This window comes from Bilifractor sp. LCP21S3_F8 (assembly GCF_052117805.1).
Taxonomy (GTDB): domain Bacteria; phylum Bacillota; class Clostridia; order Lachnospirales; family Lachnospiraceae; genus Bilifractor.
Window position 1 is genome coordinate 156,593 of the sequence record NZ_JBQKIK010000003.1, and the last position, 12,109, is coordinate 168,701.

The window sequence follows — 12,109 nt, forward strand, 5'->3', positions numbered from 1 at the left end:
TCTGACATGAGCAGAGAAATGATACAGGACATTTTCAAGAAAACCGGAGCGCAGGCTCTTTTCATCACGGATCCTCACAATATGATGTATATATCCGGATTCCGCGGGGGCGAGGGTATGGTCTACATATCTCCGAAACAGCAGGTGGTGATCACCGATTCCAGATATACCGAAGCGGCAGGAAAGGAGAGCAGCTTCACCATCATCGAGGAGAACCGCACACACAAGAGAACGCAGATTCTGCGTGAGCTGCTGGCGGTTGATGGTGCTGAAATTGTCGGGTACGAAGATAAATTCATGCGCTGTTATGAATTCAGCCGTCTCACGAACGCTCTCCCGGAAATTCAGCAGTGGCTTCCGCTCGATGAAAGCATCGATCTGATCCGGCAGATCAAAACTCCCGAGGAGCTCCGTCTGATTGCCCGCGCAGAATCCATCGGAGACGCTGCCTTTACCGAAATTCTGAAGTTCCTGAAGCCCGGTGTCACCGAACTGGAAACCGCGGCAGAGCTGGAGTATCAGATGAAGCGTCACGGCGCACAGGGCTTCTCCTTCAATACCATCACGGCATCCGGAATCAACTCCTCCATGCCGCATGCAGTTCCTTCCTCGAAGAAGATCGAAAGCGGAGATTTTGTAACCATGGACTTCGGCTGCACCTACGAAGGTTACTGCTCAGACATGACACGTACCGTTGTTGTCGGAAAGGCAAATGAAAAGCAGAAGGAAATCTATACAACGGTTCTTGAGGCGCAGAACGCCGCCCTCAACGGAATCCACGCAGGACTTACCGGACAGCAGTGTGACGAGCTTGCCAGAAGCGTGATCCGGAATGCCGGTTACGGAGACAACTTCGGACACGGACTGGGGCACGGCGTCGGCCTCTACATCCACGAGGAGCCCCGCTTTTCTCCGCTTGACAGCTCCATCATCCAGGAGAACATGGTGATTTCCGTGGAGCCCGGCATCTATGTTCCGGGATTCGGCGGCGTGCGGATTGAAGATCTGGTTGTCATCAAAAAGGACGGCATTGACGATCTCTCGCATTCCCCGAGAGAACTGATTGAGCTCTGATATCGTGAAGACGTGCCGCAGGTGTCAGTGTCACAAATGCGGGAAAGGCTGTCAGGTGCTTATACGGAAAGGCGCCATGCACTTATACGGAAAAGCTTGACAATTCTCTTTCTGCTACGTAATATAAAAAGTGACTCTTGAAAACTATATATAGTGGTCAGAAATGACGCAGGCGGCACATCATGTTATCCATACGCTCCCCGGCTATCCTCCGGAATCCCGCGGATTCATGTCGTGTCAAGGAATCACAGGAGGAAGCTATTGATGCAGAAGATCAATCTGTCAGACGAATTGAAAAGCAACGCCTACCCCGGCCGTGGAATTGTAATCGGACGTTCAGCCAACGGAAGATATGCAGCCACGGCTTATTTTATCATGGGCAGAAGCGCAAACAGCCGCAACCGAGTATTTGTCAAAGAGGAGGACGGCATCCGTACTCAGGCATTTGATCCTTCCAAAATGGAGGATCCGAGTCTGATCATCTATGCGCCGGTCCGCGTGCTCGACAAAGCACACACCATTGTTACCAACGGTGACCAGACCGACACCATTTTCGACGGCATGAAAAAGGGACTTACCTTCGAGCAGAGCCTTCGTTCCCGTGAATTTGAGCCTGACGGGCCGAACTACACCCCGCGGATCTCAGGACTTCTGACCGTGGAGAACGGTGTCTTTGGCTACACGATGTCTATTCTGAAAAGTGACAGCGGAAATCCGGACCAATGTCTGCGATATACCTTCGATTATCCGAATGCGCCGGCAGGAGAAGGCCACTTTATTTCCACCTATATAACGGACGGTAATCCGCTTCCAAGCTTTGAGGGCGAGCCGAAGCCTGTCGATGTCCCGGACGATATCGATGCCTGGACCAGCATGATCTGGAGCAGCCTGAACGAGGATAATAAGGTATCTCTCTTCGTGCGCTACATTGACATTCAGAGCGGAAGCTTCGAGACCCGGATTGTAAACAAAAATCAGTAACCGTGTACGTTCTTTAGAAAACACACAGGAGCACCGCATATGCGGCCGGTACAGAAGGCCGCATACATGTTTCCGCAGGAATTGATGTTTTCCGAAACATATTCACGATCTTCAAATATTAATACGAGGTGAAGCAGATGAAAGAATTACAGTTAAAATACGGATGCAACCCGAATCAGAAGCCTTCCCGCATCTATATGGAGGACGGCAGTGAGCTCCCGATCAAGGTAATTTCCGGCAGACCCGGATACATTAACTTCATGGATGCCTTCAACGGCTACCAGCTCGTTCGTGATCTGAAGAAGAACACCGGTCTTCCGGCAGCAGCCTCCTTCAAGCATGTATCTCCTGCCGGCGCCGCGGTAGGCCTCCCGCTTTCCGACACGCTGAAGAAGATCTATTTTGTCGATGATATGCCGGAGCTTTCTCCGCTTGCCTGTGCCTATGTCCGCGCAAGGGGAGCAGACCGCATGTCATCCTTTGGCGATTTCATTTCCCTGTCGGATATCTGCGACGCAAGCACTGCTTCTGTCATCAAGCGTGAAGTTTCCGACGGCGTCATCGCCCCGGGCTACACCGACGAGGCACTTGAGATTCTTCATCAGAAGAAGAAGGGGAATTATGTTGTCATTCAGATCGATCCTGAATACGTTCCGGCGCCCCTGGAGAAACGCCAGATCTTCGGCGTCACCTTTGAGCAGGGCCGTCAGGAGCTGGATATCAACGATGAACTTCTCTCGAACATCGTGACAAAGAACAAGGATCTTCCGGAATCCGCCCTTCGCGATCTGAAGATTTCGCTGATTACGCTGAAATACACACAGTCCAATTCCGTCTGCTTCGTAAAGGACGGACAGGCCATCGGCGTCGGTGCCGGACAGCAGTCCCGTGTACATTGCGTCCGTCTGGCCGGTCAGAAGGCGGACAACTGGTGGAAACGGCAGAGCCCGCAGGTTCTCAGCCTCCCATTCAAAGATGACATCCGCCGGGCGGACCGGGACAATGCCATCGACGTCTATATCGGTGACGAATACATGGACGTACTTCGGGATGGTGAGTGGCAGAAGGTATTCACAGAAAAGCCGCCGGTATTCACCGCAGAAGAGAAGAGAGCATGGCTTGACAAAATGGAGGGCGTAACCCTCGGTTCGGACGCCTTCTTCCCGTTCTCCGACAACATTGAGAGAGCGAAAAAATCCGGCGTTCAGTACATCGCCGAGCCCGGCGGTTCCATCCGCGACGACGCTGTCATCGAGTGCTGCGACAAGTACAATATGGTGATGGCATTCACCGGAATCCGCCTCTTCCATCACTGATATCCGGGGCTGTTTCCGGAATCTCTGAAAAACGTCTCCCGGAGCTTCTGCATAGTTCCGGGAGACGTTCTGTATTTACGCGAACAGTGAGCCGCAGCCGAATGCGAAGTATTCGTGTGCGGCGAACGTCGCGATAGCGAGATAAAACTCGCGCAGCGTGTTTTATCTCGTTTACGCGAACAGTGAGCCGCAGCCGAATGCGAAGTATTCGTGTGCGGCGAACGTCGCGATAGCGAGATAAAACTCGCGCAGCGTGTTTTATCTCGTTACCCCGTAATTCCGGGAGTCTGTCGTGCAGAAAACTGGATTTCTTTGAAACAGGATTTATTCAGGGAAGGACATGCACATGCGTTATTCAGAATTTAAAATGGAACGGGAAAATCTTGTCCGGGTTGGCGATGAGGTAACCATCACTGAGAGTCAGCTTCCATCCTCGTATTACTACACAATCATCCCTGCGATCGCGATGAGCAGAAACTATGCTCCCTATGAGCGGATTCATTCCAGAAGCGGAAGAGTCGTTGACATCCGCGATACCCCGCGCGGCTTCTACGTCGTGACCGCCTTTGATGAGGATGGCATCGAAGGCGAGACCGAGGAGGACTTTCAGAAGATGCTCGCGAGAGACAGAGAAGATAACAAATCGACAGCCGGTGTACCGGCCGAACAGGCAGACGGCAAGACAGGAGAAGTCTCATGAGTGCAGAAAAATCCGGCCATTCTGTAAATTCTCGGAAGGAAATGCAGACCGGACGACAGCAGCCCCAGACCAGGCGTCAGCAGCCCCAGACCGGAAAACAGAAGCCGCAGACCAGACGGCAGCAGCCGCAGATGCAGGTGCATCCGATCCCGCCATTTTTTGACAATAAATCCACCGTGCTTGTTCTCGGGAGTTTTCCGTCCGTAAAATCCCGCGAAGCCGGTTTTTTCTACGGCCATCCCAGGAACCGCTACTGGATGGTTGTTGCCGCCATCTTCGGCTCAGAACCCCTGACAACCATAGAAGAAAAAAAGGTCTTTCTCCGGAAAAATCACATTGCCATGTGGGACACAATTCAATCCTGCACGATTACCGGGTCCAGCGACAGCAGTATTCGTGATGTTGTCCCGAATGATCTCGACCGCATCCTGAAGACTGCACCAATCCGCAGAATCTTCTGCAACGGGACCGCCTCCTATAACCTGTATATGAAATACATCTACCCGAAGACGGGAAGAGAAGCTTTGAAAATGCCTTCAACCAGCCCGGCAAATGCAGCGTGGTCGTTACCCCGACTGATTGACGCATGGCAGATTCTGAAGGATGTGTGACCTGATTGTTATCTGATTATTATACAAAAACATAACGAAACGGACACAGCCGGATGCCGCGCAGACCAGGACCGACCGGGGTTTCGCGGATTACCTGTATCCCCTCTAAACGACAGCAGCGATGTTAAGCAAATCAAGAACCAGGGTTAATGGCTACGAATTTACAAGGCTCCTCCCACCGCCCAGGGGCAGGTGGGTTTCCGCCCACAACAGCCGAAAGGATATAATTTATGAAAGAGTATGAGACCGTTTGGGAAATATTTAATAAATGCCCGAACAACCAGATGAGGGATGTTTTCATCGATGAAGTGCGGACCGACGACCCGGAGGAATTCATACGCAACAAATTTAAGGATAAGGTCTTTACCTATGAGAAAACCGTGCAGGAAGACGGTACCATCATCTTTGACATCGTCACCTCCGGCATACGGCAGCGCTACAGCTTTACGGAAATCTGAAAAACCGGAAGCGCAGCCGAAATATACGGCGCGGAGCAATCCGTAACCTGTGTGCTTTGTCGTTCGCGTATCATGGTATATAATAGCTGCATCGGAGTCCCGATAGTAACCGAAACAATATAAAAAAAGGAGATTAGTATGGCAGAAGAAAACGTAAAATCCACAGAATCCGCCCGGCCCTCCGGGGATGAGCAGAAGCCGGATTTCCGCATTGAGGAAAATGCATTTTCCAACATTGATCACATCATCGGCGTTGTCAGCGGAAAGGGCGGTGTCGGAAAATCTATGGTTACCGCATCCCTCGCAAACGCGATGACGCTGCAGGGATTCAGCACAGGAATTCTCGACGCAGACATCACAGGCCCCTCCATCCCGAAAATGTATGGAATCAAGGGAAGTGCCGAATCAGACGGCAACGGCATCTATCCGAAGATGGCCGCGAACGGCATCGAAATCATGTCCACAAACCTTCTTCTTCCCAATGAGGAGGATCCGGTGATCTGGAGAGGTCCGGTCATTGCGGGAGTTGTAAAACAATTCTATACCGATGTGGTCTGGGGTCAGCTCGACTACCTGTTCGTGGATATGCCTCCGGGGACCGGCGATGTGCCGCTCACTGTATTCCAGTCACTCCCTGTTGACGGCGTCATCATCGTGACCTCTCCTCAGGATCTCGTGCGCATGATCGTCACTAAGGCATACAACATGGCCAAAATGATGAACATTCCGGTTCTGGGCATCGTCGAGAACTACAGCTATATGAACTGCCCGCACTGCGGAGAAAAGATCTACCCGTTCGGCGAAAGCCACATTGATGAGATCGCGAAGGAGCTCGGCGTACCGGTTCTCGGAAAGATACCGATGAATCCGGAATACGCAAAGGCATCTGACGCAGGGGATTTTGCTGCTATAAACAATACCAGCATCGATGAAGCTGCCGTTGCTCTGCGCAGCGCAGGGAAGAAGGCCTGAGCGTTTCAGAGCGTACCTTAAACGATAAATAATGAAACCCGTCTTTGAACAGAATTGCTGAAGTTTGTGAATGGAATCCGCGGCAGATGAAACAGAAAAGCAGGGAAAACAGCACAACTGAACAGGAAGAGAAAACCGCCCCGGAGAAAAAAATTCTGCGGATCTCCGTGCGTAATCTCGTGGAATTCCTTCTTCGAAGCGGAGACCTTCAAGGTGCACGGGAGGGCTTTGCTGACCGCGAAGCCATGCAGGAGGGAAGCAGGATTCACCGCAGACTGCAGAAGCAGCGCCGGAGCGGTTATCAGGCGGAGGTCCCCCTGTCCTATCAGAAGGAGTACGAAAAATTCACACTCATCGTGGAGGGCCGCGCGGATGGTATCTATCACGGTTCCGGATGGGCAGATTTCCAGGGAGCTGAGTTCTGCGGCAGAGAAAGCGACGCGTCAATCCTGACATCCGGGGCAGGGCAAAATGGCAGTCCTTCGTCTGCCGCAGCGCAGGACCTTGCGCCCCAGGCCGAGACAGGACAGGGAGGATCTGCGCAAGCGGTTGCTCACCGGTGCAGGCGCAAGCCCAGGACAGGCGCAAAACCGATCACTATCGTTGAGGAAATCAAGGGAATCTCGCAGGATCCCGCACATCTGACCCGGCCTGTGCCGGTACATCTGGCACAGGCAAAATGCTATGCCTTCCTGTATGCGCTTCATCACCCGGAATTATTTCCAGAGTCCCGCGATCTCTCCGCCCAGCCTGTTCTCTACGTGTGCATGTCTTATGTCCGGCTGGAAACGGACAAACTCCGTCAGTTTCTTTTTGCATACACCATCCAGGATCTTGCAGACTGGTTTCAGGATCTTCTCTCACGATATTACAGATGGGCAGATTTTCAGATCTCATGGGAAAGTGAACGAAATGGTTCCATCCACGGTCTGGAATTTCCCTACACATATCGCCCTGGCCAGCGTGAGCTTGCTGTAGATATCTACCGCACCATTCTCCGAAAAAAAGAGCTCTTTGTTCAGGCACCGACCGGAATCGGTAAGACCATATCTTCGGTTTTTCCCGCGGTCCATGCACTGGGAGAACATCTTGCCGACAAAATCTTCTATCTGACAGCCAAGACCATCACCCGGACTGTCGCAGAAGATGCATTTTCGCGGCTGAAGGCCGGTGGTCTCCGCATCAAATCCCTGACTCTTACGGCGAAGGAAAAAATCTGTGTCCTTGACGAGCCGGACTGCAGACCCGAGATCTGTCCCCGCGCAAGAGGGCACTTTGACCGCGTCAATGACGCGATTTTTGAGATGCTGACCAGGGAAACGGAATACAGGCGCTCCGACATAGAGAAGCAGGCAGAAAAATGGTCAGTCTGCCCCCACGAATTTCAGCTGGACCTGGCACTTTTTGCAGATGCTGTGATCTGTGATTACAACTACGTCTTCGACCCGAACGCCAGACTGAAACGCTTCTTCGGCGACGGGAGCCGGAAAGGCGAATATCTGTTTCTGATTGATGAAGCTCACAACCTGGTAGAACGCGGAAGAGAAATGTTCAGCGCCGGTCTTTTTCTGAGCGATTTCCGGGGAATGCGAAAGAAATTGAAGGATTTCGCGGATACCCTTCCCTCTATGCCCGCCGGGAAGGGCGTCTCCGAGGATCTCCCGTTAAAGCTGAAGCAGTCTGTCCGCAGCCTGTCCTCCTGTATCAGAACACTTCTCAAATATCAAAAATCCTGTGAAAATCTTGAGATTCTCTCCCTTCCGGGGGATTTTCTCAATCAGCTGATAAATCTGACCGGAAGACTCGAGGATCTCCTCGAGGATCTTCGCGAGGACGGCCCAAGAAAGGATACTCTGGAGTTTTATTTTCAGATATACTCCTTTCTCAATATCGCGGATCTGACAGACGAAAATTATCTGATCTATGACGAGGTCACTGCCCCGAAGGATCTGCATCTGAAGCTCCTGTGCGTGAATCCGGCTTCGAACCTGCAGCGTTGCCTGGACAGAGGCCGCTCAGCTGTCTTTTTTTCTGCGACGATGATCCCGGTCAATTATTACCGGAATCTTCTGACCACCAGGGATGACACCTATGCCGTATACATACCTTCTCCCTTTGACCGCCGAAAGCGCCTGATCCTCGCAGGGGCCGATGTAAGCAGCCGGTACCGGCGAAGAGGTCACGATGAGTATGTACGCATCGCCTCCTACATTCGGATCATCACCGAGAAAAAAGCCGGCAATTATATGATCTTTTTCCCTTCCTATCAGATGATGACCGAAGTTCGTGAGATCTATATGACATCATTTGCAGATATCGGAGATGAACCTGCTTCGAGCGCAGGTGGCGAAGGGGACAGAAATAATTCCGGCACGGGCGGAACCGGCGTCTCCTGCGTCAGCCAGACCCCGCAGATGTCCGAACAGGAGCGCGAGGAGTTTCTGATAAAATTCGCGGAGCAGCGGAGCGGAACGCTGCTCGGGTTCTGCGTTCTGGGTGGAATCTTCTCTGAGGGAATCGACCTCACGGGAGAGCAGCTGATCGGCGCGATAATTGTCGGAACCGGTCTTCCTCAGATCGGGACAGAAAGAGAGCTGCTCCGGCAATACTACGACCGGAAGCGTGACGGCACGCAGAGGGAAGCCGGCTTTGATATTGCTTACCGTTATCCCGGAATGAACAAGGTCCTCCAGGCTGCCGGGCGCGTGATCCGGACCACCCGCGACTGCGGAATCATCGCACTTCTCGATGACCGGTTTCTGACGGAAGAGTACCGCAGGCTTTTTCCTCGCGAATGGAGCGATGTACAGAGAGTCACCCTCAGGACCGCGGGAGAAAAGGTCGAAACCTTCTGGCGCTCTCTGGATATGCGCTGATCATCTGCGTTTCTCCCGCGCAGGAAAAACCATGATCCCGGACTATTTTCCGCTGTGCGGGAACAGCAGGGCACCCGGTCGAAGACATGCGCTTTCCTGACGGGTATATATTGAAAAATCCGGAATGATTGTGTTATCATAGGCTTGTTCTTCTGCGCCTTGAATTGCAGCGGAACCGATATCCGTTTCAGAATTTAATAAGGGAGTGTGAAAAAATTGGGTAAAAAGGGACGTTTCGTATTATTTGTAATCAGCCTTCTGCTCACAATCGGCGTAGCCGGTTACATCGGATTCCGGATCGTACGGGTCCAGCAGGAAGCATCCACGTATCGCGCATCACAGGCAGATACCTCGGCAGAAGCCGTGAAATCGGATTCCTCTGTGGCTCCGGCCGAATCGGTCAGAGAATCCTCCGTATCGTCATCCAGCACCGGATCTAGTGTCGTCGCGAAAGCAACCGCGACGCCGACACCGACGCCTGCGGCAAAGACCATGATCAGTATCCGCGGAGATATTCTGGATGAAGACGGCTCTACAGATACCAGCTATCCGGATTATCTGTCACAGCTGCTTGAGAAGAACGGTTACACCAATTACACGGTAGAAAACAACACCTGGGACAACTCCGGAACCCTTTCACAGATGGCACTTGCCGGCGTAAGCGAGAATGACATCAATACCTACATCACCGCGCATCAGAACAACGCGAACGGAGCAGAACTGGACGCGACCGAATACATCGTGCGCGATGATCTCAGCCAGTATAAGAAGGACCGCGATGATCTTGACGCCATTCCGGTGATCTGCATGGGCTATTACGGCGGATGGAACAATGATCCGAACGAGCTTGCCGAGCAGATTCAGAAGATCCTTGATACGTACACACAGAAAAACGACTACGTCGTTGTCGGCATGTATCCGTACAACGAAGTCGACACTGCCTCCTACGATCAGGCCATGACGGACGCTTTCGGCGATCATTACCTCGCGCTGACCTCAGACATTCTCGATCAGCCGGCCTTTGATGACGCCGGTCACCAGGAGATCGCGCAGGCAATTTACGACAAGCTGAACAGTCTCGGCTATCTGAAGGCACAGACCTCCGCAGAAAGCGCTGACAGCAACGCGGTCGCATCTGCCTCCGAGGCACAGTAACAGAATACCCATCGCCTGTGTTACCGATGACAGCTGGTTTCAAAGGTCCGGCATTCATACATGCTGCATGGACAGGAAACCGTCATGCCCCGCAGGAGGGGCGCCATTTTTCGAAGGATTCCGGTTTTGAAGAATGGTTTTGGAAAATTGGTTTTGAAGAATCCTGCAAATAAATATTGACATCGCCTCATGATCATGATATGGTAGTGAAGTTGAAAAGAAAGAAGAGCTTCCACTCTCACCTGATCACGGAGGCGTGTCTCAGGTTTATATCGTACGAGAAAGCAGGATTGTGAGCAGTCCGATGTTTTTCTCAGCGTATAGAGTGGATAGCCGTCTGGTTATTCACTTTTTTCTTTTCCGGAGTTGAACGGTAGGATCTCATGAAGGAGGGTAAGGAAATTAATAACGAAGCGATGATCAACGAGCAGATCCGCGACCGCGAGGTTCGTCTGATCGGTGAAAACGGGGAGCAGTTAGGCATCATGTCCTCTAGAGAGGCTTTTCAGAAAGCTCAGGACGCAGGACTGGATCTGGTAAAGGTAGCCCCAATGGCAAAGCCGCCGGTATGTAAGATTGTAGATTACGGCAAATACCGTTATGAGCAGGCACGCCGCGAGAAGGAAGCCCGCAAAAAACAGCATATTGTAGATATCAAGGAGATTCGTATGTCCCCGAATATCGACGCAAACGATCTGAACACCAAGGTTGGTGCAGCCCGCAAGTTCCTTACAAAAGGCGACAAGGTAAAAGTCACCATCCGTTTCAGAGGCCGTGAGATGGCTCACATGAACGCAAGCAGACCTGTTCTGGACAACTTTGCGAAACAGGTGGAGGATATTGCTGTTCTCGAGAAGCCGGCCAAGATCGAAGGCCGCAACATGAGCATCGTGCTGGGACAGAAAAGGAAATAACACACAAGGAGGATTTTAGAAATGCCAAAGATGAAAACACGCCGTGCAGCGGCAAAACGTTTTGAAGTTACAGGAACCGGAAAGATTGTAAGACATAAGGCTTACAAGAGCCACATCCTGACCAAGAAGACCACAAAGAGAAAAAGAAATCTGAGAAAAGCAGCCGTTCTGGATGCGACAAACGTTCGTCAGATGAAGAGATGCCTGCCTTACATGTAATGTGGCTTCCATCGCAGAAATTTTCCGAGATTTAAAGTTTCGGAGGACAGACGAGAGGCAGACAGTGCATTCTGCCGATATACGACAGATTCCATCGAATCTGATTCATTTTGGTTCATTTGGTTAAGGAGGATAATCGAAAATGGCAAGAATTAAAGGCGGTTTAAACGCTAAGAAAAAACATAACAGAGTATTAAAGCTGGCTAAGGGCTACAGAGGAGCCAGAAGCAAACAGTATCGTATCGCAAAGCAGTCTGTTATGCGCGCGCTGACCTCTTCCTACGCGGGACGCAAGCAGAGAAAGCGTCAGTTCCGTCAGCTGTGGATCGCGCGTATCAATGCCGCAGCAAGACTGAACGGACTTTCCTACAGCAAGTTCATGTACGGACTGAAGAAATCAGGCGTAGATCTGAACCGCAAGGTACTGGCTGACATGGCGGTTACCGATAAGGAAGGCTTCACCAAGCTCGCCGAGCTTGCAAAGAGCGCTCAGTAAGCTTCCATGCCCCGCAGACGGGGCGTCGCAATATGTATGAATATGTATGAAGACAGCTGCCAGAGTTGCTTTTCAGCTTTCGCAGCCGTCACATGCCGTCCCGGAGAAGAAGGGACACGGCAATCATATATTGTATAGCAATCGAGTAGGAGGCGGTGACTAACCGCCGTCCTCTCACAACACCGTACGTACCGTTCGGTATACGGCGCTTTCAATAGTTGACATGCACAGACTGATAGGCCGTGGCTAAATCATAAAAGCCACTGTTTATCAGTCTTTCTTTTGTCATAGCCATATTGACTGCGACTGTATGCGTGGTAAACCAATGGCCGCGCCG

At 51.7% G+C, this 12,109-nt stretch carries 12 protein-coding genes; all 12 read left to right on the top strand.

Translation table 11 applies throughout. From position 1 onward, the window contains the following. The first annotated feature begins 6 nt into the window (after positions 1-6). Entirely contained in the window at positions 7-1,074 is a 1,068-nt protein-coding gene (locus ACTQ3A_RS02905) for a M24 family metallopeptidase (RefSeq protein ID WP_441098989.1), read from the top strand. 264 nt (positions 1,075-1,338) lie between these two features. Continuing rightward, complete coding sequence (locus ACTQ3A_RS02910; RefSeq protein ID WP_441098988.1) at positions 1,339-2,055, top strand: IMP cyclohydrolase; 717 nt, start codon at positions 1,339-1,341, stop codon at positions 2,053-2,055. Between the two features lie 137 nt (positions 2,056-2,192). Further along, positions 2,193-3,371: a phosphoribosylaminoimidazolecarboxamide formyltransferase gene (locus ACTQ3A_RS02915; RefSeq protein ID WP_441493964.1), complete on the top strand. Its 1,179-nt coding sequence runs from the start codon at positions 2,193-2,195 to the stop codon at positions 3,369-3,371. Positions 3,372-3,738: 367 nt separating this feature from the next. Next, positions 3,739-4,071 (top strand): hypothetical protein, encoded by a 333-nt coding sequence (locus ACTQ3A_RS02920; RefSeq protein ID WP_441495234.1) that lies wholly within the window; start codon positions 3,739-3,741, stop codon positions 4,069-4,071. A 131-nt stretch (positions 4,072-4,202) separates the two neighbouring features. Further along, positions 4,203-4,682: a DNA-deoxyinosine glycosylase gene (locus tag ACTQ3A_RS02925; protein WP_441494002.1), complete on the top strand. Its 480-nt coding sequence runs from the start codon at positions 4,203-4,205 to the stop codon at positions 4,680-4,682. A 230-nt stretch (positions 4,683-4,912) separates the two neighbouring features. After that, entirely contained in the window at positions 4,913-5,140 is a 228-nt protein-coding gene (locus tag ACTQ3A_RS02930; RefSeq protein ID WP_441098985.1) for a hypothetical protein, read from the top strand. A 138-nt stretch (positions 5,141-5,278) separates the two neighbouring features. Next, on the top strand, positions 5,279-6,112 hold the full coding sequence (locus ACTQ3A_RS02935) for a P-loop NTPase (protein ID WP_441493962.1): 834 nt from the start codon (positions 5,279-5,281) through the stop codon (positions 6,110-6,112). 86 nt (positions 6,113-6,198) lie between these two features. Next, the gene (locus ACTQ3A_RS02940; protein WP_441493961.1) at positions 6,199-8,988 is read left to right on the top strand and encodes an ATP-dependent DNA helicase; all 2,790 of its coding nucleotides are present in this window, start codon (positions 6,199-6,201) and stop codon (positions 8,986-8,988) included. A 207-nt stretch (positions 8,989-9,195) separates the two neighbouring features. Continuing rightward, the gene (locus ACTQ3A_RS02945) at positions 9,196-10,143 is read left to right on the top strand and encodes a hypothetical protein (protein ID WP_441495235.1); all 948 of its coding nucleotides are present in this window, start codon (positions 9,196-9,198) and stop codon (positions 10,141-10,143) included. A gap of 416 nt (positions 10,144-10,559) precedes the next feature. Beyond that, the gene (gene infC / locus ACTQ3A_RS02950) at positions 10,560-11,057 is read left to right on the top strand and encodes a translation initiation factor IF-3 (protein WP_441099142.1); all 498 of its coding nucleotides are present in this window, start codon (positions 10,560-10,562) and stop codon (positions 11,055-11,057) included. Positions 11,058-11,078: 21 nt separating this feature from the next. Further along, on the top strand, positions 11,079-11,276 hold the full coding sequence (gene rpmI / locus ACTQ3A_RS02955) for a 50S ribosomal protein L35 (RefSeq protein WP_441098981.1): 198 nt from the start codon (positions 11,079-11,081) through the stop codon (positions 11,274-11,276). A 142-nt stretch (positions 11,277-11,418) separates the two neighbouring features. Then, a complete protein-coding gene (gene rplT / locus ACTQ3A_RS02960; RefSeq protein WP_441493959.1) occupies positions 11,419-11,772 on the top strand; it encodes a 50S ribosomal protein L20 in 354 nt (117 codons plus the stop codon). Positions 11,773-12,109 lie beyond the last annotated feature (337 nt).